The organism is Nocardia sp. NPDC005745 (genome assembly GCF_040630775.1).
In the GTDB taxonomy this organism is placed as follows: domain Bacteria; phylum Actinomycetota; class Actinomycetes; order Mycobacteriales; family Mycobacteriaceae; genus Nocardia.
On sequence record NZ_JBEXYF010000005.1, the window covers coordinates 161,207 to 184,529 of the forward strand.

Sequence of the window (23,323 nt, forward strand, 5' to 3'; positions counted from 1 at the left end):
TCGTGTCAGCCGCGAGCCTGGGTCGCGGCGACCAGTTGTGTTGTCGAGTAACCGCGAACAGTCGGGATCAGCGCGATCTCGCCGCCGTAACCGCGGACCACCGCGGCTTCGGGGAGGTCGACGCCGGTGTAGTCGCCGCCCTTGACCCACACATCCGGGCGAAGGCGGTCCAGCAGTGCGCTCGGTGCGGATTCGTCGAACACGACGACGGCGTCCACCGAGGACAGGGCGATGAGCAGCCGGGCTCGATCGCGCGCGGGCACGATCGGGCGGTGCGGACCTTTCAGACGCCGCACCGACGCATCGGAGTTGAGGCAGACCACCAGCGCGTCGCCCATGGCCCGAGCCCTGCGCAGCAGGCTCACATGGCCGGGGTGCAGCAGGTCGAAACAGCCGCCGGTGGCAACGAGCCTGCCGCCCGCCGCCCGCACTCGCGCCGCCACCTCGAACGCCGACCTGCCCGTTTCCGTGGTGTCGGACTCCGCGGCAGCGGTGCTGTCGCAGATGGACAACGTGGCCGCGCCGCCCGCCGCGACGAACCTGGCCGCCGCGTCCACGGCGTGTGACACCGCCTCGGCCACCGTGGACCCGTGGCACAGTGCGGCGGTCGCGGCGGAGGCGAATCGGTCGCCCGCGCCGCAAGTGTCGGTACCGGCGTGCCCGGCGATCCGTATCTCGGCGGGCACCGGCACCACGGTGAGACGCTTCCCATTGGCCAGCACCGCCCCGGCCGAACCGGTGGTGACCGCGACCGAATCCGCGGCCCACTCGTCACGGAGTACTTTCGCCAATTCGTCGGCTTCGACATATCCCGGTGCGAACTGGCGCGCCTCCTTCAGATTCGGCGTAACCAGCGAGGCACCCGGCGTCGGGGCGGGGCCGCGGGGGTGCGGATCCCACACCACCGGTACCGACCGAGTCAGTTCGGTCAGCACGTGCCGGATCTGCGGGTGCGCGGCGACGCCCCGGCCGTAGTCCGCGACGAGGATCGCGCCGGCCGCCCGCAGGGTCCTGGTGACCGAAGCGGTGAGCTGGCCGCCATCCGCCGTCCCGTCACCGGTGTCCAGCCGAAGCAGCGACTGACCGGCGGCGCGGATGCGGGTCTTGCGTACCGTCTCACCTCGCAGCGGCATCCTGACGACTCGAACGTCCCGGCCCAGCAGCCGCGCGAGGGTGTGGCCGTCCCGGTCGTCGGTCGTCGCGGTGATGAGCGAAACGTCGGCGACCGACTGCGCGGCGAGCGCCGCGGCCAGACCGGCGCCGCCGGGACGTACCCACCGGCGTTCGACGTCCACCACGGGCACCGGCGCTTCGGGCGACAACCGGTTGGCGACGCCCTCGATGTCGACGTCGAGAATACTGTCGCCGACCACGACCAACGGCTTCACGTCGATACCCCCAGCGCGTCGTCGAGTGCCGAGCACAGGGCATGCACCAAGACCAGATGCACTTCCTGCACGGTGGCAGTGGTGGCCGCCTCCACGGCCACGGCGTCATCGCACAGTGCCGCAAGCGGATTGGGCACGGGGCCGGTCATGGCCCACGTGGTGACGCCGATGTCGTGCGCCGCCTTCGCCGCGGCCACCACGTTGGGACTGGTGCCGCTCGTGGACAGCAGGATGAGCACATCGTCGGGCCTGCCGTGCGCGCGAACCTGCCGCGCGAACAGTTCGATTCCGCCGTAGTCGTTCACGATCGCGGTGCCCGCCGAGGTGTCGGCGTGCAGGGCGATCGCCGAGAACGGGCGCCGCTCGTTGCGGAAGCGGCCGACCAGTTCCCCGGTCAGGTGCTGGGCTTCGGCGGCGCTGCCACCGTTGCCGCACGCGAGCAACCTGCCACCGTTGTCGAGCACGATCGCCAGTTCCCGTCCCCACCTGCGGATATTCGGTGCGAAGCGACTGGTGCGCTCCAGTGCCGTGGCCAAAGCCGCGAAATGCTCCTCGATCACCGCGCACCTCCTGTCCGCAGACGCTCATGCCTGCCCGCACCGAGTTCTTCCGCCACCGTGACGACCTGCTCCGGGGTGATCGAATCGAGGCACGGGTGCCCTGGCACCGGGCACTCGCGCGCCCTGCTGCCGCGGCAGGGGGCGCGTTGGTCACCGAGCATGGCCACCGGCACGCCGTAGGGAGCCCACCGCTCGGCGGGCACGACCGGTGCGAAGAGCGAGACCACGGGCGTGCCGACGGCCGCGGCGAGGTGCGCGGGCCCGGTATTGGGCGCCACCACCACGCTCGCGTCGCGGAGCACGGCGGCGAGCTCGGGCAGCGTGGTGGCTCCGCCGAGGTCGATGGCGTGCCTACCGGCGACCGCGTGGGTGAGCGGCCGGTCGGATCGGTCGCCGGTCACGATCACCCGGTGTCCGGCGGCGGTCAGCGCTGCCACAATGGCCGCGGAACGGGAGGACGACGGTTGCCGCGCCGGGACCGACGCGGCCGGATGGACCACCACGTACCCCGGTTCGCCGGTGAGACCACCGACCTTCGGCAACGGTTGCCGAACGGCGAGTTTCCCGTCGTCGCCGGGCGGCAGCCGGAAACCCGCCGCCTGCGCGAGCGACAGCGCGCGTTCCGCTTCGGGCGGATCGCCGTGGACGCGATGACGCAGGTCCAGCAGCGAACCGGGGTAGTCCTCGGAGATGGCGCCGATCCAGGGGACTCCGGCCATCCTGAGCAGGAGCGCCAGCGGCAGTGGGGACTGGTGGAAAGAGGTGAGAATCAGCGCGAGATCCACCTCGAGAGCGCGTATCCGCTCGATGAACGCGGTGGAGTCCGCCGAGGTGACCGGGGGCGGCTCCGGATCGATCCAGGGCGCGCACCAGTTCGAGACCTGGTCCACACCGGGCAAGAGGTCACCGGCGGCGCGGCCGCGAGGCCCGGTCAGCAGTGTGACCGAATCGACGTGCGCCGCCACCGCGCGCACGCACGGACCGGCCAGCAGCACATCGCCGAAGTTGTCCATGCGTGCCACCAGCGCCCGGCCTGTCACGGCACGCCCGCCATCGCCAGCCGTACGGCTTCGGCCAGGTCTTGCGCCACGGTCGCGTCGCGACGCGCGCGATGCACCTCTTCGGGGCGAGTTCTCGCGGTCGGCACCAGGATCGCGCGTGCGCCCGCGCTCATCGCGGCGGTGACGTCCGCGCCGGTGTCACCGATGACCACGCACCTGCCGACATCGACGCCGAGGTCCGCGGCGGCCTGCCGAATCAAGCCGGGCTCGGGTTTGCGGCACGCGCAGCCGTCGTCCTCGCCGTGCACGCACACCTGCCAGGTGGCGAACGGTCCGAGCAACTCCTCGACCCGGGAGTTGACCGCGGCGAGCTGTTCGCGACTGATCAGCCCTCGCGCGACCCCGGACTGGTTGCTCACGACGCCGAGCTGGACGCCGGCCGCGCGCAGCTTCCGCAGTGCGTCGAGCGCCCCCGGCACCGGTCGCACTCGGCCGGGATCGGCGAGGTAGGGGATATCGATGATGAGGGTGTCGTCCCGGTCGAACAACAACGCCAAGGGCGAGGTGTGGGTCGCGTTCCGGTGGCGCAGCTCACCGCGCAGTCGGTGCCAGCACGCGGCCGGTGGTATGAGCGCGCTGGTCACCGTCATCCGGCCGATCTCCGCCGGTGTGCGGGGCCCCGGCGCGATCCGGCGCGCGGCGAACGCACCGGTCAGCGCCGTCCATGCCGCCGCGAGCAGGATCGCGGACCGGTGCAGGCCCGCGATGCCGAGCGCCATGGCCGCCGCGCCCGCTGCCGTGGTGAGCGTGTGGCGGGGCAGCAGTCCCTGGTCTTCGCCGATGCGCCGGCGCCATCGAGCGCCGTACTTCCGTCGCAGCAGGGCGTTGTCGGCGTTCCCGCGTTGCGCTCGCACACTCGCCATGGGCCCCGATTCGCGGACCGGGTGGCGCGTGAGCCGGTTCCCGGACGCGATGGCGTACCCCGCCAGGCAGACCCGAAGCGCGAGGTCGGCGTCCTCGCGAAAGGCCCTCGGGAACCGCTCGTCGAAGCCGCCGACCGCGACCAGCGCGGACCTGCGGTAGGCCATGTCCGCGGTGATCCACCGCGCCGTGGCTAGCCGTGCCGTCGCGCGTTCCGCGTCGGTCGGTCGCCGGTGCTTCGGCAGCGGAACCTCGATGCGGGCCGTGGACGCCGCGGTGTGCTGGTCCAGATCGCGCAGGTCGTCGGCCAGGCGGGCGGGCCAATCCGGCGCGGTGAGCACGTCGTCGTCGAGAAAGGCGATCCACGTGCCCGCGGCGTGCCGCCACCCCGCGTTCCGCGCCGCGGCGGGTCCGCGGCCACCCGACCGGATGACCCGCGCCGGGGGCGCTGTCTCGGGCAGCGTCAACTCCCCGCCCCGTGGCCGATCGTCCACCACGATGATCTCCCGTGGCTTCGGACCCGACGCGGCGGCGAGCGACTCGAGCAGCAGCCGAAGGCTTTCCCGGCCGGTAGTCGGGATCACGATGCTGTAGTCCACGGTGTGGCCGTTCATGAGCGGCGGACCACGAACGAGCCGAGAGCGAGCAGGTCGATCGGGGCGGAACCGAAGCACTCGAGAGCGTCGCGTGGCGAGTCGACCATCGGCCTGCCCGCGGTGTTCAAGCTCGTGTTGATCACCACGGGCAACCCCGTGCGCTTGTCGAACTCCGATAACATCCGCGCCAGGAGCGGGTTGTCCGCGGGATCGACGGTTTGCACCCGGGCGGTGCCGTCCACATGCGTCACGGCCGGGATCCGCTCCCGCCACGCCTGATCCACGTCGTGGACGAAAAGCATGTAGGGGCTCGGCAACGGCCCGCGTCCGAAGATCTCGGACGCTCGGTCGGTGAGCACCATCGGTGCCAGCGGCCGGAACTGTTCGCGCCCCTTCACCTCGTTGAGGCGTTCGAGATTCGCCGACCGGCCGGGATGCGCCAGCAGCGAGCGGTGCCCGAGGGCGCGCGGGCCGAATTCGGCGCGGCCCTGGAACCAGGCCACCACGTGGTCGTCCGCGAGCGCTTGCGCCACTTCGGCCGCGATGTCCTCGGACCTGGTGTATTTGACCTTCGCCGTACGGAGAATGACCTCCAGTTCCTGGTCGGTCCACTCGCGGCCGAGGGCGGCCCCCCGCATCGGGGTGGCTCGCTCACCGAACTCGGCCGTCAATTGCAGTGCGGCGCCCAGCGCGGTGCCCGCGTCACCGGCGGCCGGCTGCACCCAGATCCGTTGATAGGGGCCTTCGGCGTGCAGCCGGCTGTTGGCCACGCAGTTCAGCGCGATGCCACCGGCCAGCGTGAGGTTCTGCTGTCCGGTCTGGCGATGCAGCCAGGAGCAGAGTTCCAGCAACACGTCCTCGAGTCGCCGCTGGACACTCGCGGCGAGGTCGGCATGGTCCCGGCCGAGCACACCGCCGGTCACGGCGGGAGCGAACTCCTCCCAGTCCACCTTTTCGGTGTGGAAACCGCCGTCCCGGACGGAATAAAGCAATTCGCGGAATCGGTCGAGGAAGCGGGGCGCGCCGTAGGAGGCGAGAGCCATCACCTTGTATTCGTCGCTCGACCGGGTGAATCCGAGATGCTCGGTGAGGTCCTCGTACATCAGTCCGAGTGAGTGCGGCAACCGCTGTGCCGCCAATTCGACGAATTTGCCGTCCCGATATTCTCCGGCGAGATAGGAATGGCTTTCGCCGCGCCCGTCGGCCACCAGGACCGCGGAGTCGCCGAAAGGGGCCGCGAGAGCCGCGGACGCGGCATGGGCCAGATGGTGGCGCACGAAGCGCACGATCGAGGGATCCAGGCCGGGCAAGGCGGCGGCGAGGAATGCGGGCGCGCGGAACGCGTAGTCCGTCCGGGTCGGTTCGCTGTTCTGATCGAGACCGCCGAGCGAATGATCGACCAGATTCGGGTCGTAGGAATAGCCCACCGCGTCGAGCTGATCGGCCCGTAATCCCGCTCGCTCCAGGCACCACGCGGCCGCTTGCTCGGGCACCTCCCACGCCGAGAACGGCACCGGCCGCTTGCCGTGTTTGCGCCGGGTGAACCGCTCTTCCTCGGCCGCCGCGACGATTTCTCCGTCCACGATCAGGGCGGCAGCAGGGTCGTGGAATACCGCGTTGATTCCGAGAATGCGCACGGGCCGCCTTTCTGTTGGAGACGCGGGACCTGTCGGTCTGCCCGCTGACATACGGGTGGCGCTACCCGCTGAAGTCACCACTAAACCGATTCATGCCTGACGGCTATCGTCGTAGCAACTTCTCAGCAGACTCGCCCGCGCGCCCTGCGAACCAGTCGATCGTGCGGCGCAGTCCCTCCGCTCTGCCGACCGACGGCTCCCAGCCCAGTGCCCGACGGGCCAGCGTGATGTCCGGGCAGCGCCGCTTCGGATCATCGATCGCGCCGTCGACATAGGTCACCGCCGACCGGCTGCCGGTTACCGAGCGGATCTCGTCGGCGAGGCGGCGCACGGAGATCTCGTGCGGATTGCCGATGTTGACCGGTCCCGGATGGTCGGTGGCCGCCAGCGCCAGCAGGCCGCGCACCGTGTCGTCGACATAGCACAGGGAGCGGGTCTGCTCGCCGGTTCCGGCGATGGTGAGCGGTGCGTCCGACAACGCCTGTGCGATGAATGTGGGCACCATCCGGCCGTCGTCGGTACGCATGCGGGGACCATAGGTATTGAAAATCCGGGCGATTCCGGTATTCAGGCCCCGTTCCCGGCGGTGCGCCATGGTCAACGCTTCGGCATACCGTTTCGCCTCGTCGTAGACGCTGCGCGGACCGACCGGATTGACGTGTCCCCAGTATTGCTCGGGCTGGGGGTGCACAGCCGGGTCGCCGTAGACCTCGCTCGTCGACGCGAGGACGAATCGCGCGTCGTTCCGCTCGGTCAGGTCGAGGGCGTTGGCAGTGCCGAGTGATCCGGCGCGCAGTGTCTCGATCGGCAGCCGAAGGTAGTCCGGAGGCGAGGCGGCCGACGCGAGGTGGAAGACGACGTCGAAAAAGCCCAGCGCGGGCCATCGCTCGGTGACGTCGTGCTGGATGAGGTCGAACTCGGGGCGGTCAAGCAGCCGGGCGACATCGTCCACCGTGGAGGTGGCGAAGTTGTCCAGCGCGACCACGGCGGTGCCCGCGTCCAGCAACTGTTCGCACAGGTGCGATCCGACGAATCCGCAACCGCCGGTGACCAAGGCGCGTTCGTATTGTGCGGACATGGTCTCGCCTACCCGTTGCCGTTCGCGGGAACGCTGTGATCTATCGAGGATGACCCGGTGGCAAGCCCGTCGCTGTCCCCGGCGCGGCCGTCGGTGGGCCCATTTTCGTTCCGCGCCCGTACGGTCGCGGCGGCCACCCGCCGGTACGCGTGCAGGGTCTCGGTGGCGATCCGATCCCACGAGTAGCGCGCTTCGACGCGTTCGCGCCCAGCGCGACCGTAGTTCTGCCTGAGCGCAGGCGTGGCGAGAAGTTCGCGGACCGCGTCGGCCAGCTCCGCCGGTGCCCGGGGCGGGACCAGCCTGCCGGTCACCCCGTCGACGACGGTGTCGATGAGACCTCCGACCGCGGTCGCGACCACGGGAACCCCGCAAGCCATCGCTTCCAGCGGTGTGATGCCGAAGGGTTCGTACCATGGCGTGCACACGACCACGTCCGCCGACCTCAGTAGCGGGGCCATCCGAGTCCGTGGCACCTGGCCCAGCAGATGGAGCCGGTCGCGCACACCGAGTTCCGCCGCCAGCGCGAGCAGCCGCCTGCCTTCGGGGTCATCGGCCACGTCGCCGTCGTCCGGGCCGCCCACCAAGACCAACTCCGTGTCGGGCAAGCTGGTGAGCGCGGTGATCGCGGTGTCGAAACCTTTGCGCGGCACCAATCTGCCCACACTGACCATCCGGTGCCCGGCCGACCGCGGTGCGCTCGGTCCGTCGGGCGTGAACTGGAGGGGATCTACGCCGCACGGAATCACCGAGGTCCGCGACCGTGGCACACCCATCCCGGCCAATTCGAAGATCTCGTCGGTGCAGGTGGCGATGATGCGGTCGGTCTGTGCGGCGATCAATCGTTCGAGGCGCACCCGGTCGGCCGGGCTGGTGTCGTCCGCCCCCTGATGGCGGCGTTTCACCACCCCCAGCGCGTGAAAGGTCTGCACCACCGGCAGGGTGGCGGGACGAGCGGCTCGCAGGGCGGCCAGGCCGGACATCCAGAAATGCGCGTGCACCACGTCTGGGCGCTGATGCCGCCAGTGCGCTCGCAGAAATGCGCCGAAATCGCCCATGTGCGGGAGCAATTCGTCCTTCGGCAGGGGATGGGCGGGCCCGGCCGGGACGCGGATCACGCGATAGCCCTGTTCGGTGGTCACAGTGTGTGGCGCCCGCGCCTCCTCCCGGCGCGTGTAGACGGTGACCTCGTGCCCCTGTCTGCACAGGGCCGCGGACAGTTCCGCCACATGAACGTTCTGTCCGCCGGCATCGACCCCGCCCAGCGCGGCGAGTGGGCTGGCGTGCTCGGACACCATCGCGATCTTCATGATTCCGCCTTCTGTCTCCGGGGCACTGCTGCCTTCATCGGGTGGCCTCGGCGAGGAGGGAATCCCACCGGCGCAGGAAGACCTCGAGGCCGTAATGTTCCAGCGCGAACTGCCGTCCCGACTTGCCCGCGAGCACCGCCAGATCGGGTTCGTGGAGGAATTCGTGGAATTTCGCGGTGAGCGCCGCGACGTCGGAAGAGAGGGCACCGGCTTCCGGCGGCACCGCGCCGACGGCCTCGGTGGCGGCGAGGGCGACCACCGGCATGGCCAGGTGCATGGCCTCCAGGAGCGACAATCCGAGGGAGGTCCACCGCGCGGTGTGCAGATACACCCTCCTGCGCGCCATTTCCGGATGCAACACCGACTGCCGGAGGTCACCGATGCCGCGAATCGGGTGGGCGGTAGGCCGGTCGGTGGTGAAGGCGTCCGCTCCGATGCCGTACACATCGACCGGTCCCGCCATCGCGAAGTCGGGCAACAGATCGCTTCCGGTGATCCTTCCGCGCCGCATCGGTTCGTTGATCAGGGCCACGCCGTGCGGCAGTTCGCCGGTGTACAGCGGGCCGGGGTCAACGATGCCGTGCGGCACAACCCGGGTGGGCGCGCGTCCGCTGTCCCACATCAGGTTGTTGAAATGCGTGACGTGCACGATCGGGATGTCGGTGCGATCCGCCAGCGGATGCCTGGTGGTGGCCGCGCTGGGACGTGGTGTGTTGTGCTCGACGTAGATCGCCGGAATGTCGGCGCCGGGACGACGCCCGAGCCATCGCTCGGTGAGGTCGATTTCCTCCGGGCGCTGGAGAACGACCACGTCCGGCTCGGTGTCGCGCAACGCCGTCGCGGGCACCTCCTCGGCGGAGGGCCAGTCGCGGCCGCACCGTCCGCGCCCCCAGGGGCCACCGCCGTCCACCACCGGCACCAGGTATCGGTGCGGCCCTCGGACGAACGAGGTCGTCCATGAGCCGTGCACGTGCCACAGCAGCACGGTCAGCCGTTCGGTGATTGCGGCCATGCCGGTAGCTCTTGCCTATGACCACCGCGACCAAACCCGATTTCCGCACCTGTTAGCAATCTGTCAGCTATCGACGTGCGTGTGCCGTCGCTTCCCGGTGGCCGCTGACGCGGAGGGCGGTGCCGACGAGTTTGAACAGTGGGTCCCAGGCAATGGCTCGCGATATGAGCGCACCGAACGCTGTCACGTTTCCCACCGCGAATCGGGCAACCGAAATGATCGAGATACTCGATCCCGCCACCGGTGCCACCGTCGGCCATGTGCCCATGACCGGCCTCGCGGAGATCGATCGGCAGGTCGAGCTGGCCAATCGGGTTCAGCCGACGTGGGCGCGCACCGCGTCGGCGGAGCGGGCCGCCGCACTGCGTGCCGGTGCCGCCTTGCTGCGCGAGTGCGCCGACGAGCTGGCCGAGCTCAACCGTGTCGAAACAGGCCGCCCGCGGTCTGAAGGCGAACAAGGTGTGCTGACCGGCGCCGCGACGTTGGAGCAGTATGCCGAGCTGGGGCCACTGCACCGGGGAAAGACCCTGCAAGGTGACTTCGAGGCAACCGACCTCATGGTGTGGGAGCCGTGCGGCGTCGTCGTCGCGCTGACACCGTGGAACGACCCGGTCGCGGTGTCCTGCGGCTTGCTCGGCGCGGCGCTGGCCACCGGGAACACGGTCGTCTACAAGCCGAGCGAACGCGCACCGCATACCGGCGGTCTACTCGGCGAATTGCTCGCCCGTGCGCTTCCCGAGGGGGTGCTGCAGACGGTCCAAGGCGACGGGAGGATCGGCGCGCTGCTCGCCGCGCGCACCGATGTGGACGTCGTCGCGCACGTCGGCAGCACGTCCACGGGGCGGTCGATCGCGAAGAGTGTGGCGGCTACGGGCACCAAGGCGTTGCTGGAAAACGGCGGCAACGACGCGCTCGTCATCGACGCCGGGGTGGATCCCGTCTGGGCCGCCGGGCAGGCGGCGCTCGGCGCGTTCGCGAATTCCGGCCAGATCTGCGTGTCCGTCGAAAGGATCTTCGTGCACCGGGATGTCGCGGAGCCCTTTCTAGCGGCGCTGGTAGCGGAAGCCGAGTCCTGGAAGACGGCGCCGTTGGTCGATCGGCGTCATCGCGATCAGGTCCACGCCCACGTGCGCGACGCGGTGGACCTCGGGGCCGATCTGCTGACCGGCGGAGTGGTGCCCGACGGCGCCGGGGCGCACTATCCGGCAACCGTGCTGGCACACTGCGATTCGAACATGCGCGTCATGCGGGAGGAAACCTTCGGTCCGGTCGCGCCGGTGCGGCGGGTGGACACGTTCGAGCAGGGCATCGCGGAGGCCGCCGCCGACGACTACGGGCTCGCGGCGACCGTACTCACTGCATCGATGGCCCATGCCCAGTACGCCTGGCGAGAATTGCCGGTCGGCACGGTGAAGATCAACGCTGTGTTCGGTGGGGCGCCCGGCGGAGCGGCGCACCCGCGGCGGGCCAGCGGGTCGGGCTTCGGTTACGGACCCGAATTGCTCGACGAGATGACTCGGACGAAGGTCGTGCACCTGCGCCCGGCGCCCCACTAGAAGATGTTCGACGGTGCGGTCACCGAGCGGAGTGACCGCTCGCGCGGCGGATTGACCTGCGGTGCAGCGGGTACGCGCGGACACATGCGGGTACTTGCCTCGACGCGCTGGTCACCACGTGCTCGCACGGTTCGGCGCCGGGACTGTGAGCGGGTGTCCCGGTCTCGGCAGTCGACCCCATCGCGGGTGGAGGGAAGGTCACCACGCAGGCGAGGGCATCGGACCGGCCCGCGCTGGTCTCCGCCGAGCGATCCGCCGCCGCAGGCGCGTTCGACCAGCGGTGGCACCGGTGTCCGGCGCAGCAGGCAAGCGAACGCGCGCGTCGACGGGGGTTCCCGGCGGTCGACGCCTTGACCAGGGACCTGCTCGACGCTGCTCGCGGGACGGTCGGCGTGAGCGCGGTGCCCGTGGCGAAGACCACCGTCGTCATCGCCCCGCGTAACCGCGCGTCCGAATTGGCCCGCACCTTGACCGAGCTGCGCGCACTGCGCCCGTGTCCGGCGATCGTGGTGCTGGACAACGCTTGACCGGGCGGTTGTACACCCACTGAGTGACGGCGGTGACGGCCGAGCCGAGCGAGGTGACGCCGGCGAGCAATGGCCAATGGGTGAGCCCGGCGGTGTCGTAGGAGACCTGCCGGATTCCCGGCGCGATGAGGCTGCCATTGCCGAAGGCCCAGCTCGTCACCATTCCGATCTGCCCACCCAGGTCGGTGGTGCGGGCGAGCATGGCGCGTAACTCGGGGGCCTTGCTGTTGATGTAGAGCACCGTGAGCAGGACGAGGGCGGCGGTGGTCACCGTGGAGACCGTCGCCGCGTGCGACAGGATGTCGGTGCGAAGCCGCAGATTCGCCGCCACCAAGCAGATGGTGAGGACGATCGCGCCGGCGGAAAGTATCGCCAGGGTGCCACTGATACGCGCCATGGGCGGTTGCGAGGACGACCAGGTGTTCAGGTACGAGGTGGTCGCGGTGATCCGGCCGAAGGCATTGGCACTGGCCTTGCCGTCGGCGCCTGCGGCCCTGAGCCACGGCTGGAACAGCAGGATCAGCGTGACGACGCTGCCGCCCCCGGCGCTCAGATAGCCCCAGTGGCCGCGGAAAGACGACAGGTCCGCGCGGAAACCGGCGAGCCGTCCCGGCACAGTGCTCGGTACTCGTTCGATCCGAGCGTCTCTCGCTGACCACGGGGTTGGCTGCACTTCGCTCCGAAATCAAGGTGGATCGGTATCGAGAACCGAGGCGGATACGGCGGTCCCCGACCGCGGTCGTCCGGACGCACGATTCGGCAGACGGGGTATCCGGACAGTAAGAGGCGCAGTACGTTCGGTGAATGATTGCGATCAGCGCGATCCGATGTCCGGCGCCGACATGCCGCGCCCGAGCGGTGACGCCACGGTCGAAGCGACACCCCGGCTGCGCCGGGCAGCGACGGCCTGACGCTACGGGGGACACCTTTCACCCCCCCCTGTCAAAAGCACGGCGCGCGTGCGTATTTGGTCGCATAGACACGCGCTGAGGATCGAAAGCAGGGGCAGGGCAGTTTTTTTGGAATGTCGACAGCCTTCCGCGTCCGACCCCGCAGTGGACTGGGACCGCCGGAGGTCGAGGAAGAACTGAAACCCGTTGCGGCGCAGCGCCCCACTTGCGGTCGAGAAGGCCGGCGACTCGCCGGAGTCCGCAACGCCGATCGATCGGCCTGACGAACAGCCGAAAGATGATTCCGAGGAGGTAGGGGAGATACAGTACGGCCGTGACAGAGCACCGATCGCCCATCGGCGGGGATCGCTCGCAGGACCTCGGAGTGCCGCCTTCGCTGGACCTCCGATCCGCCGACTGGTCGAGTTCCGATGAGACCCTTGCCCGGCTGTTCCAACGTGTCGAGGCGTATGCCATAGACGCGCGCGATTGGTACTCGAGGGACAGCCTAACGAAGCGGCGAACCAGCCTGGCCCTCACCGCGACGACGCTCGTTCTGGGCCTACTCGGAATATTGGTGCCGTTACTCACGACCGCCGGAGTGCACGCCATCGACCCGAGCTGGGGATACGTCCTGCTCGCTTGCGCGGCCGGAGGCGCCGGATTCGACCGCTTCTTCGGCGTTTCCACCGCGTGGATGCGCGATCTCCGCAGCGCCCAGTCGATCAACGCGATGCTGTGCGACTTCCAACTGGAATGGGCATCTGTCTCGCGGGCCGCCGCCAATTCCAACGGGGAGATTGACCGGCGGATGGGACTCCTGAGGGATTTCTCCTACCGGGTCAACGAGGTGATCGCCCACGAAACGGATAGCTGGGCCGGCCAATCGCAACCCTCGGTCACCGCGCGGATGGGCAGATTCGATCGGAGGTAGACCCCGGCGACGCCGACGGTGGGCGAGCGGCAGCAGCGGTCTCCCATGCTGAACCAGCTGATCAGCTGAAATGTACCGACCAGGTGACATAAATGAACTCGTCGGTTAAATTTCAGTCCATGAAGCATGTAGTGATCGCGGGTGGGACCGACGGGATCGGCCGGGCTGTCGCGCTCGACCGCTCGGCCGCCGGGGACGTCGTCGTGGTGATCGGGCGAGACCCGGTGAAAGGCAGGGAGTTTCTCGCCGCCGCCGAGGCGCTCGGTTCGGCCGACCGCGCGCACTTCGTGCCGGCGGACCTGAGTTCGATCGCGGCGACTCGCGCGGCGATCGACGCTATCCGCGCCCGGTTCACCACAGTGGATGCCCTGGTGCTGTGCGCTCGGCACTACCGGTCCGATCGGCTGGTGACCGCGGAAGGCTTCGAATACACCTTCGCGCTGTTCTACCTGAGCCGGTTCGTGCTCAGCTACGAACTCGGCGATCTGTTGAACACCGCCGCCGACCCGGTCATCGTGAATGTGGCCGGTCCGGGCAGCGGCACCGGTGAGATCCGCTGGGATGACCTCGGTCACGAGCATGATTACCACGGCATGCACGCTCTCGCCCAGGGCGGACAACTAAACGACCTGCTCGGCATCGAGTTCGCGCGCCGGCCGGTATCGGCCCGGGTGCGCTATGTACTGCTGCATCCGGGGGTGGTGAACACCGCCCTGTCCGGAGACTACGACGCCGAGATGGCGGCCCGGATCGAAACGCTGCGCCGCACCGCGCAACCGATCGACGTGGCGATCGGCCCGATCCTCGAAGTGCTGGACAATCCGCCGGCCGAGGCGCTGACCGCGATTGTCCAGGGACAACCTGTGGACGTCCACGGACCCGCGTTCGATACCACGGCGGCCGCGAGACTGTACGACGAGACAACGAAGTTGCTCGGTCGGCTGCAACCGGCGGCGCTCGGCGTTTCCCCGGCCAGATTGCGGCAGGTCCTCGACTCACCGGTATTCGGCATCGTCTCCACAGTCCAGCCCGACGGCAGCCCACATCAGTCGGTGGTGTGGATACTCCGCGACGGCGACGACGTACTCTTCGCGGTAGCAGCGGGTAGCCGCAAGGAGCGCAACCTGCGCCGTGACCCTCGCGTCAGCGTGCTGGTCACCCCGCCCGAACAGCCCTACACCTACGCCGCGATCCGCGGCACCGCCAACCTGGCCGAAGGCGGTTCGGAAGTGCGAGATCGGCTGGCGCTCAAGTACACCGGGATGACCTACGCCGAGCACAACCCGGAAGCAGCGGCCGCCTACGGCGACATCCCGATCGTCACCGTCCGGGTGACTCCCGACCGGGTCGTCGGAAGGCTCTGAGCTGGAAGCGCGAACCCTCGAGGCCTCCGGGGTCAGGCCAGGGCGACCAGTTCGTGCAACGTGGAGCCGGTGCGCGTCTCGATGCCGGTCCCGGTGTGGACGGTCAATTCGAACGACGACTCGAACCGGAAGTAGCCCGGATGGCCGACCAGCCGATGCGCCAGCGGTTTGATCAGTCGTGATCGAGCGACGGGGATGTCGTCGAGCAAATCGTGGGCGTGGATGACCTTCTCGACGACCAGGCGCAGATCCACGCTCCCCGGCACGCGCAGTTCGATCCATTCCGGATACGTGCGACCGGCGATCGGGTGGAATCGCGCCGGACCTTCGGTGAGCACCGTCTCGCCGGTGGACAACACGATGTCACCGTGCTGGGCGAGCATCAGCGGACCGATCTCGTGCCCGCCGTGGCGCCGCTGGGTCAGCACCGAGGCGTAGAGCAGCGAATAGTCCTCGACGTAGAGCCGCCCCCAGTGCCAGCGGTCGATGATCTTCTTCATATCGCCGACGCCCCAGTTGTGGTCGTGATACCCACGCCCGGTGACTTCGTGGCGGACGCCGTCGAGCTCGATAGCGCCGCTCACGCGGGCGCGCGGCGCCGCGACGACCCACCCGAACGAATCCCGCGTCCCGAAGCGGGTCTCGCCTTTGCCCGGCATCCAACCGGGGGTCTCGTTGTGGAATCGCAGGTCGAAGACCAAGCCGTCCTCGGCCATACGCAGGTGATGAATCGGCAGCCCGTCCGCCGGGTACTCGGTGTGGGCGTGGTTGGCGCCGATGCGCACGTCGCAGGTGTCGGCCGAGAACACCGCCGCCGCCCGCGGGTACCGCCGCGACACCTGGCGGCGGGTGCCGTCCGGGGCGTACACCATCATCTCCACCCATGGTTTGGCGTTGGGCAGATCCTCCGGTCGCCGTTTGGTCAGGAACCCGATCACCACGTGCCCGGTGTCGAGGTGGGCGTCGAAGTACCAGTGCTCGAACGCCAGTTTGCTCGGCGACGGGTGAAGTGCGTTGTGGTGGGGCTCGACGGAAGTCAGTACACCGTCCCGGCGGCCGGGCCCGTTCCACACTTCGACGATTTGTGCGGTGCTCATAACTGCTTTCGGTGTCGGGGGACACGACGGTGGCGCATCGGGTCCGGGGTCGGCGCGCAGGGCGACCGCCGCGAAGGTCATCGGCGTAGTGCCCCGCCGGAGTCGAAAGCCGCTTCGCGGCCCTGCATCTGGGCGCGGTACCAGTTCTCGCGGTGCCAGAGCATGAGCTTCTCGTGCGCCCGCGCGAAGGGCGGGACGGTTCTGCGCAAAATCTCCATCGCCGTGATGAGGGGGAAACGCAGGAGGGGAATGCCGATCCAGGGAAACGCCGGGGGCATGGTGTACCGGCGCCGGGTCCACGGAGTCATGTACATCGCGGAGTACACGGAGTTGATACGGAAGTTGTACGCCTCACGCAGTCGCGTGAGTCCGCGGTGGCCGTCGCGCGGCGCGAACGCCACCGGGTAGGACTCGATCAACTCCGCGCCGTGCTTACCGGCGTCGTAGGAGCGGGACGCGATGGTCATGGCGAGAACACGCAGCGAGTCGAGGACCGTTTCCGGGTACCAGCGCAGCCGCACGCCCAGCAGGTATCCCAGGTATTTCTGGAAATGCAGCAGTGCGCGGATTTCCGAGGGGGTGGTCTGATAGCCGAGTGCCCACAATCCGAGGCCGGGTGTGACGCTGCCGCCCAGGAGGGTCAGCATCTGGTAGGTCTGGCTGATCGGCAGGCCCCACCTGTCCATGTCCCACTCCGGATGACCCGCGACCTTCGCGCGGATCGAGACATGCATGATGCGCACCTTCAGTGCCGTGGCACGTCCTGCCGATCCCGGAGTCAGTAGTGCGCGGGGCTCGGAGACATCGATCCAGAAGCGGGTGGTCTCCAGGAAGCGGCGCAGCGCGCTGTCCCCGGCGTAGCCGCCTGCCAGCGACAGCGGGGTCGCGACGGCGGCCTCGGTGTACATCTCCAGTGTTTCCGCGCCGGCGAAGCTGAACAGCATCGTGCCCCACCGTCGCCAGATCGCCGCGCCTTGCTCGACCAGCTCGGGCACCACCCACTCGGGCACCGTCTCGAATTCCTCGAACAGCGCGCGCATCGACTCCGGCGCGTCCGGTACGGCGTCGATGCCCGCGGCGAGGGCGGTTTCCAGCATCCGTCGTCCGGCCTGGGGGCCTGCCGCGCCGTGCATCACCTCCGCGACGAACCGTTCCGCGACCGGATCGCCGGTGAACAAGTCCTCGCATAACGCGACTGCTTGCGCGTCGGTGGGAAACAGCTCTTTCCCGGTGACTTTCACGAACAGACGCTCGAGACGCTGAACCCGGGGGGACCGGCGCGCTTCCCAGTACCGGAACGCGGTCGGGCACCTCACCGACGGCTGTTGCGCGACGACATTCGCGCCCACGGGCGGGACTTCCACTGACATGGGTGACTTCTCCTCCGCAGTCTCATCGTCGAACCCTTCTCGGTGACCATACCATTTGGTATAGTTATCGGTACCCTTTTGAATGGAGAATCGCGTCCGCGCGGAATCATCGCGAAAGGAGCTCGGTGACCGGCAGATACGGCACCATCGCCAGACGGGTGCGGTGGACAGTCACCGCGCTGAAGTGGCCCCGTGACGGGGTCACCTACCATCGAGTGGTGATTTCCACCGACATGGGGCCGCACCGATGACAGCCGACCGGTCACCGGCCGGCGACAGCATTCGGCCCCCCCGCGTGGACACCACGAACTCCGCGCCGCGGCGCTCCCGGAAAGCGACGGCGCAGCAACGCGGCCGCAGCCGCGCGCCGCGGCTTTCGTACGAGGCATGGGTAGACGGCGCTCTGGCACTGCTCGCCCGAGAAGGCGTCTCCGCCATCAAGATTCCCCGGCTGTGCCAGGAACTCGGTGTCACCAAAGGTAGTTTCTACTGGCATTTCGACGATATCGAACAGCTCATGGAGGCGATGGCCGACCGGTGGAGCGCGCTGCAAACCGAGATCATTCGCGCGCTCGGCGCGATCGAGTCCGTTCCGGTCGAGCAGCGCATCGCCAACATGGCCGCCAATCTCATCGACCAAGGCACCTGGGCCACCGAAGCCACCGTGCGCGAATGGGCACGAAGCGATGAGAAGGTGGCAGCGACGGTGCGCGCCCTGGATCAACAGATCTTCGAAACGGTGCAGAAAGCGATGCTGGAACTGGGCTTCGCACCGGAGGAAGCGCGGCTGCGCGCCGGTGCGATGGTGTACTTGGGCATCGGCTTCATCCACGGCCGCGGCAGCCTGCCCACGCCGACCGCGGAGCAGGCTCGGGCGATTCTCGGCCTGTTGACCATTCCCGCCCCGAAAGAGAATCGGGCGTAGCTAACGGGTGTAGCCGGTGATGCCGCGAATCCAGGCGATGAAGTCCCCGGCGTCTTCGTTGCTGCCGTGGCCCGCGTCCCAATACATGGCGGCGTTCACGTCCGCGCCGAGATTCTCCAGCTTGGCGGCGAGGTTGCCGACGACGGTGAGGGAGGTGTCGGAGTCTGTGGTGCCGACGCGTATCCACCAGTGCCGGGCGCGGCGGGGATCGTCCCGGCCGAGGAAGTACATGGGGTTCATCAACTCGATCTTGTCCGGCAGGTCGCTGTCGAGCCGCGCGTTCGCATCGCCGGTGGCGTGGCGCAGGCTGTAGAGGGTGAAGTGGCGCGCTTTGGTGGTGCCGTTGCCGAATTCGTTGTTCTCGCCCGAGGACAGGTCGAAAGCGTCGAAGGCGGGCACGTTCTTCTTGCGCGCGCCGACGTGGGTGAGGTAATCGGCCCAGGTGAAGGTCGCGTGGTCGTTGTCGAAACGCAGCCATGGGTTCGCGGCCAGGTAGGCGCCGCGCTCGGCGTCCGACAGTGCCTTCAGGAACTTGCCCGCCGCCGGTTGCAGATAGGTGCGCAGCAGGTGGTCGGCGTAGTTGTCGGCGGTGAGCGCTCCGGACCCGTTGCGCCCTCGCAGATTCAGCGATGCCTGATAGGCCGGAAAGGCTGTCGCGAGTTCCCGCGACACCGTCTGGTCGACCTGTTCACCGGACTGCGGCGGGTTGGCGCCCCAGTTCCATTCGTAGGCCATATCGGCGTGCTCGAGGTCGGTGATCGGGCAGTAGCCGGCGCTGGCGAAGATGGCGTCTGAGGCGTCGGCCGCGCCGAGTTCGGTGAGGTAGGAGTGGTAGCGGTCGCTGTCGCCCGAGGCGCCCAGCAGCGCCGACATCGCGCCGCCCGCGCTCACGCCGGTGGAGATGATCCAATCGGTGTTGCCGGGCACCCGCCCGCTGTTGTGCCGCAGATACCGCACCGCCGCCTTCAGATCCACGATCGCCGCCGGAGCGACCCCGTAGTAGACGCCGTCGGAGCCGACCAGATCGCGCCCTCGCGCGCCCGGCTCGACGACCACATAACCGGCGGCCAGCGCGAGGTCGGGGTTGCCGGTGCGATTCGCGCCGTCGTCGAATCCGGCCGATCCGCCCGGCGCCGCGCCGCTGGGCGGGGCCGCGCCGGACGGCAGACCACCGGGCGTGCCGCCGGACCTGGTCACCGAGGACGACCTGTATCCGCCGATGTTGTTGCTGAGCAGGATCGGTGCCCCGCTCGCGTCCACGGTGCTGCCGTCGATCTGGACCGGGACGCTGACGGTCAGGCTCTGGTATTGCTCGTCCACCGGTTTCGCGACGTAGACGATGCCCTTGTACTGGTGGTAGGTGATCCGCCGCTCGCCATCGGCGGTGGCGACTGCCTTGGCTTCGATGCTGTACTTCTCCGGGTCGAAGCGCAGGGCGTCCGATTCGCCGGACTCGGTGTCGTGCTCGTGTCGCGAGTCGCACCCCACGGCCACCAGTGGGGTCGCGGTCACCGCGGCCAGTGCCGCCAGCATCGTTCTGCGTCGCACGAACATTCCTTTCGGGTCGGAGGACCGGGTCTTCACCAGGGCGTGTTACGGAATGCCGTATTTCGTCGTCCCAGCGGGGACCGGTAGACCCCGGCCGGCTCGCCGATCGGGTCCACCGGGTGGTCGGTCTCGAGCAGCTGACCGGGAGGGCGCGCCGACCGCGGAGCGCGGATCTGAGGTCGGTGATCGGTTCCGCGTCTTCGCCGGGGCCGGTCATGGCGTCTCCTCGCGGTAGGCGTCAGTTCTCCGACGGGCGGTCGCCGCTCGGATCGGTCGATTCCGCGGCGGCGGGATCGTGCTGCCACGTCACGCTCAGCTGGTCGCGCTCGCCGAACCGGACCAGGTGCCTCGCGAGCACGTCCTCGAGGCGCGGCAGGTCCGCGGCGGCCGCCTCGATCCGCAGATGCAGTTCGCCCTCCTGCGCGGTGACCGTCGCGCGACCGGAGTCCAAGTCGATCCAGCCCGACGAGGACTGCGCCGACCACTCGCCGCCGTTGCGCCGCCCCAGATGCGACACCAACTGCTTGCCGTACCGCTCCGGCCGATCGGTGCGAACCACCGCCCGGGAAGCGGGGGACGAGCCGCCCGCGGTCACGACGCGGCCCGCGAGGGGGAACCGGCGTGCAAGACGACACGGGCATCCACAATCTGCGAGACCATGACGGCACCAGCCTTCGGGTTGCTCTACATTTGCGGGGATCTGTCGCCGGTGCGGAGCGCGACACATCGATGGGGCATCGGGCAGCGCCGACTCGGCGACGATATGGTCAGCACTACCCGGGCCGCTGCCGTTCACACACCGCTCGACGCCGATTAGCGAACCCGCAGCACACACTGCGACCGCGCTGCTCGACCAGCCGCAAGTTTTCCCCGGTACCCGATCGGGCAGGTCGGTGTGCCGTGTTCCGGGCCGCCGTGCCGACCCGCCTACGTAGACTTTCGGCGTGACCGATCTCGCGGACTTCGCCCGGCTGATCACCGGCGACCACGGACTCTGTGTCGTCTCCACCCTGCGAGCCGACCACACGATGCAATCGTCCGTGGTCAACGCCGGTGTGTTGCGACACCCGGCGACCGGCGCGGACGTGGTGGGCATGGTGGTGCGCGGCGATGCCCGCAAATTGGACAATCTGCGTGCCCGGCCGCGTGCCACGGTCGTGGTTCGCGTCGGTTGGGAATGGTGCGCCGTCGAGGGGTCGGTGTGGATCGTCGGTCCCGACGATCCGGCCCCTGACGTCGATGCCGAGCGGTTGCGGCTTCTGCTGCGTGAGGCGTTCACCGCGGCCGGTGGCGTGCACGAGGATTGGGACGAGTACGACAGGGTGATGGCCGCAGAGCGCCGGGCAGTGGTCTTGGTCCTGCCGGACCGGGTCTACGGCAACGGCTGAGAGGCCCCGAGGACCGGTTTTCGCGCGGCGTCCGCAAGCAGATGCACCCGCATGTAAGTCGAGTAGTCGCCTACTCGCGCAGCGCGTGGGTTCGCGGCGGACCATATGACCTGTTCATACCGAAGGCCGTGCCGGTCACCTGTTGAAATTGATCCAGTTCCGTAGGGTTCGGATGGGAGTCCGACGTGATCGACAATCCGAATACCCGATCACATCGCTGTGACGACCGGGCGCGTGCCGGGGATCCACCTTCGGAAGGACCGGGATTCGAGCCACCGCAGCCGCGCGCCGGTCAAGCGGACGCCGTGCAGGTTGCCACTCGAAGCGGACGATACGCGCTGATGGCGGCAGTATTCGCCGCTATTGTCTCCAGCTTCGTCTCGGCGTCGGCGGCGGTGTACACGAGTATCAGTAATGCCGATCGCAGCGAACAGATATCGATCGGGGAGGCGACGCGTGAGAATCGCCAGAAAGTCTATTCCGACTTTCTTTCGGCCACCTACGCTTTCGCGATGCAGCTGGGCCGGATGGCCGAGTATCTGAACATCGACGATCGTGACGGATTTCGGTCCGAAGCCCAGCAATTCGCTGATACCGAGGTCAAATCCATGGTTGTGGGCGACCTGGTCGCCATGACGTGCGGCAGCGGAATGTCCGATGTGATCGAAAGGATCCAGAAGGCGCATGAAGATTTCTTGAACTTGCATTACGTCCCCTTTGTCGGGAAGATCCGTGACAAAAGCGCACACATTTCGGCCGACGAGACGCGGCGCGACAATGCGGCGCTCCGAACCGCGATGATAGATTTCGCGAGCGGGCTCGACAAACTGTTGAACGAGTTCCATGCGCAGGGTCGGAAGGACCTCGGTATCGCATAGCGATGCACACGTCTACGTGCTGGTTTCTCCGGCCGGTTATCAGTGCGACCGGGTGTTGCTCGCCGGTACGCTACGCGTGGGGCGCGACGTCCAGGACGTACTCGAGGTCCCTGATTTCGCCGGCGGTCTCCGGTGAGCAGGAGATGACGACGCGATCCGCGCCGCAGAGCTCGACGACCTCGGCGTCGTCGGTGCGCAGCCAGTCGAGAAACTTCCCCCGCACACCCCTCGGTGTCGCACTCTCGCCGCGCAGGGCGGGGTCGAGGCGGACGAGGTAGGTGCGGTGTAGCACCGGCATGGCGCTCTCCTTCGATCGTCCGGGCGGTAGCCGAGGTGCGGCGGTTCGCGCCGCGTCCGGGTGCTCGTGCACGTGCGATGGTCGCTGTGAGAGTCATACCCGGCTTGGGCGACCGCACGCGATGTCGAGGGATATTCGCGGCAGAACTCGTCGAGGTCGAGTGGGAGCAGGGCAGCGGCTCGCGGTTCTGGTCACCGGTGCGGGTCCGAGGCGCACGTGGCGCGCAAGGTCGGCGGCAGGCATGGGACGAGTGCCGGTGGCTGCGCAGAGCCGCGGGGCGCCCGGCGACCTCCGGTCTGTCGAGGTGGTTCAGTGGTTCGGGGACGGGTAGTTCGGTATCGACCGCAACCCTCGCGATCGGCGACCGGCCACCACGGTCGAGGGTCCATCGGGGTAGTTGCTGTCGGCAGAGGTATGCGGGGTGTGTCCATATGGCGAGGACGACGGATCATGGCTGAGTTGAGCGAGGGTGTGTATCGGATCGTCAACGTCGGCACGGGTCATGTGCTGGCGCTCGACAGCGCTGACCAGGTCACGGTAGTGGGGGAGGCAAGCGTGGAGGACGGCTGGCAGCATTGGCTGTTGTCGAGCGCGCCGGAATTCGGCGGAGGGATCTGGTACATCACCAACGGGCGCACCGGGACCCGGCTCGGACTCGGCGACGGGCTGGTGTCCGAGGGGGTTCATGTCGAATGCAGCGGGACGCCGATGGGATGGCAGATCAGCACCGACGAAGTCCATCCCGCCTGCTACCGTATCGCCGTTTGGCCCGCCGCCGAGTTCGTTCTGGCTCTGCCGGGCCACGAGATCGGTACCGAGCAGATCGGGTTGACGCGCTACGCGGCCACCAGTGATATCCAGCAGTGGCAGTTCCACCGCCCATGACAGGCGTAGGCTTCTCTCGCTGTGGCCTTGGCGCGCAACGACTCCGGAACCTCGAACCGATCCCCGTAGCGGGCGGGCAGTTGGTCGGCGCGGGCCACGAAACCGGCCGGACCGCCTTCGTACTGATTGATGTACTGGATCACGCCGCGGGCCCAAGCCGGGA

Annotated in this window: 21 protein-coding genes and 1 pseudogene; 7 read left to right on the forward strand and 15 right to left on the reverse strand. The window is 68.5% G+C overall.

Translation table 11 applies throughout. The annotated features are described in order from the left end of the window. Positions 1-5 precede the first annotated feature (5 nt). From rfaE2 to ABZ420_RS07810, 8 genes are all read right to left on the reverse strand, one after another. A complete protein-coding gene (gene rfaE2 / locus ABZ420_RS07775; RefSeq protein ID WP_357118474.1) occupies positions 6-1,388 on the reverse strand; it encodes a D-glycero-beta-D-manno-heptose 1-phosphate adenylyltransferase in 1,383 nt (460 codons plus the stop codon). After that, positions 1,385-1,948 carry an SIS domain-containing protein gene (locus ABZ420_RS07780; protein ID WP_357118477.1) on the reverse strand — a complete coding sequence of 188 codons (564 nt, stop codon included), beginning with the start codon at positions 1,946-1,948 and terminating at the stop codon, positions 1,385-1,387. The genes rfaE2 and ABZ420_RS07780 overlap by 4 nt, the downstream gene beginning before the upstream one ends. Further along, entirely contained in the window at positions 1,945-2,988 is a 1,044-nt protein-coding gene (locus ABZ420_RS07785) for a glycosyltransferase family 9 protein (protein ID WP_357118480.1), read from the reverse strand. Before ABZ420_RS07785 ends, ABZ420_RS07780 begins: the two co-directional genes overlap by 4 nt. Continuing rightward, the gene (locus tag ABZ420_RS07790) at positions 2,985-4,484 is read right to left on the reverse strand and encodes an HAD-IIIA family hydrolase (RefSeq protein WP_357118483.1); all 1,500 of its coding nucleotides are present in this window, start codon (positions 4,482-4,484) and stop codon (positions 2,985-2,987) included. The genes ABZ420_RS07785 and ABZ420_RS07790 overlap by 4 nt, the downstream gene beginning before the upstream one ends. Next, complete coding sequence (locus ABZ420_RS07795; protein ID WP_357118486.1) at positions 4,481-6,103, reverse strand: carbamoyltransferase C-terminal domain-containing protein; 1,623 nt, start codon at positions 6,101-6,103, stop codon at positions 4,481-4,483. Before ABZ420_RS07795 ends, ABZ420_RS07790 begins: the two co-directional genes overlap by 4 nt. Before the next feature lie 103 nt (positions 6,104-6,206). Next, positions 6,207-7,181 carry an NAD-dependent epimerase/dehydratase family protein gene (locus ABZ420_RS07800; RefSeq protein WP_357118489.1) on the reverse strand — a complete coding sequence of 325 codons (975 nt, stop codon included), beginning with the start codon at positions 7,179-7,181 and terminating at the stop codon, positions 6,207-6,209. Positions 7,182-7,189: 8 nt separating this feature from the next. After that, on the reverse strand, positions 7,190-8,488 hold the full coding sequence (locus tag ABZ420_RS07805; protein ID WP_357118492.1) for a glycosyltransferase: 1,299 nt from the start codon (positions 8,486-8,488) through the stop codon (positions 7,190-7,192). Positions 8,489-8,522: 34 nt separating this feature from the next. Further along, positions 8,523-9,500 carry a glycosyltransferase gene (locus tag ABZ420_RS07810; RefSeq protein WP_357118496.1) on the reverse strand — a complete coding sequence of 326 codons (978 nt, stop codon included), beginning with the start codon at positions 9,498-9,500 and terminating at the stop codon, positions 8,523-8,525. A gap of 215 nt (positions 9,501-9,715) precedes the next feature. On the opposite strand from ABZ420_RS07810, the gene ABZ420_RS07815 reads away from it, so the two are divergent. Then, on the forward strand, positions 9,716-11,056 hold the full coding sequence (locus ABZ420_RS07815; RefSeq protein WP_357118499.1) for an aldehyde dehydrogenase family protein: 1,341 nt from the start codon (positions 9,716-9,718) through the stop codon (positions 11,054-11,056). Between the two features lie 426 nt (positions 11,057-11,482). Here ABZ420_RS07815 and ABZ420_RS07820 read toward each other — a convergent pair whose 3' ends face one another. Beyond that, complete coding sequence (locus tag ABZ420_RS07820; RefSeq protein WP_357118502.1) at positions 11,483-12,199, reverse strand: hypothetical protein; 717 nt, start codon at positions 12,197-12,199, stop codon at positions 11,483-11,485. Between the two features lie 608 nt (positions 12,200-12,807). On the opposite strand from ABZ420_RS07820, the gene ABZ420_RS07825 reads away from it, so the two are divergent. Next, positions 12,808-13,407, forward strand: coding sequence for an SLATT domain-containing protein (locus ABZ420_RS07825; protein ID WP_063049816.1), 600 nt, complete (start codon positions 12,808-12,810; stop codon positions 13,405-13,407). 119 nt (positions 13,408-13,526) lie between these two features. Next, entirely contained in the window at positions 13,527-14,771 is a 1,245-nt protein-coding gene (locus ABZ420_RS07830; RefSeq protein ID WP_357118505.1) for a TIGR03618 family F420-dependent PPOX class oxidoreductase, read from the forward strand. Positions 14,772-14,803: 32 nt separating this feature from the next. On the opposite strand, the gene ABZ420_RS07835 is transcribed toward ABZ420_RS07830, so the two are convergent. Beyond that, the gene (locus tag ABZ420_RS07835; RefSeq protein WP_357118508.1) at positions 14,804-15,868 is read right to left on the reverse strand and encodes a lipocalin-like domain-containing protein; all 1,065 of its coding nucleotides are present in this window, start codon (positions 15,866-15,868) and stop codon (positions 14,804-14,806) included. 77 nt (positions 15,869-15,945) lie between these two features. Next, positions 15,946-17,238 (reverse strand): oxygenase MpaB family protein, encoded by a 1,293-nt coding sequence (locus ABZ420_RS07840; RefSeq protein WP_357118511.1) that lies wholly within the window; start codon positions 17,236-17,238, stop codon positions 15,946-15,948. Positions 17,239-17,533: 295 nt separating this feature from the next. Here ABZ420_RS07840 and ABZ420_RS07845 point away from each other — a divergent pair, with 295 nt between their 5' ends. After that, positions 17,534-18,163 (forward strand): TetR/AcrR family transcriptional regulator, encoded by a 630-nt coding sequence (locus ABZ420_RS07845; RefSeq protein WP_357118514.1) that lies wholly within the window; start codon positions 17,534-17,536, stop codon positions 18,161-18,163. On the opposite strand, the gene ABZ420_RS07850 is transcribed toward ABZ420_RS07845, so the two are convergent. Continuing rightward, positions 18,164-19,711: a subtype B tannase gene (locus ABZ420_RS07850; RefSeq protein WP_357118517.1), complete on the reverse strand. Its 1,548-nt coding sequence runs from the start codon at positions 19,709-19,711 to the stop codon at positions 18,164-18,166. A gap of 238 nt (positions 19,712-19,949) precedes the next feature. Continuing rightward, the gene (locus ABZ420_RS07855) at positions 19,950-20,270 is read right to left on the reverse strand and encodes a DUF2218 domain-containing protein (protein WP_357118520.1); all 321 of its coding nucleotides are present in this window, start codon (positions 20,268-20,270) and stop codon (positions 19,950-19,952) included. Between the two features lie 385 nt (positions 20,271-20,655). On the opposite strand from ABZ420_RS07855, the gene ABZ420_RS07860 reads away from it, so the two are divergent. Then, the gene (locus ABZ420_RS07860) at positions 20,656-21,099 is read left to right on the forward strand and encodes a pyridoxamine 5'-phosphate oxidase (RefSeq protein WP_357118523.1); all 444 of its coding nucleotides are present in this window, start codon (positions 20,656-20,658) and stop codon (positions 21,097-21,099) included. Between the two features lie 185 nt (positions 21,100-21,284). After that, positions 21,285-21,977: a hypothetical protein gene (locus ABZ420_RS07865; protein WP_357118526.1), complete on the forward strand. Its 693-nt coding sequence runs from the start codon at positions 21,285-21,287 to the stop codon at positions 21,975-21,977. A 70-nt stretch (positions 21,978-22,047) separates the two neighbouring features. On the opposite strand, the gene ABZ420_RS07870 is transcribed toward ABZ420_RS07865, so the two are convergent. After that, the gene (locus ABZ420_RS07870) at positions 22,048-22,275 is read right to left on the reverse strand and encodes a hypothetical protein (protein WP_357118529.1); all 228 of its coding nucleotides are present in this window, start codon (positions 22,273-22,275) and stop codon (positions 22,048-22,050) included. A 450-nt stretch (positions 22,276-22,725) separates the two neighbouring features. On the opposite strand from ABZ420_RS07870, the gene ABZ420_RS07875 reads away from it, so the two are divergent. Beyond that, complete coding sequence (locus ABZ420_RS07875) at positions 22,726-23,160, forward strand: hypothetical protein (protein WP_357118531.1); 435 nt, start codon at positions 22,726-22,728, stop codon at positions 23,158-23,160. Here the strand turns inward: ABZ420_RS07875 and ABZ420_RS07880 are convergent. Continuing rightward, positions 23,112-23,321 (reverse strand): annotated as a pseudogene (locus ABZ420_RS07880) (hypothetical protein); the annotation flags it as partial. The gene ABZ420_RS07875 and the pseudogene ABZ420_RS07880 overlap by 49 nt on opposite strands. Between the last annotated feature and the right edge of the window lie 2 nt (positions 23,322-23,323).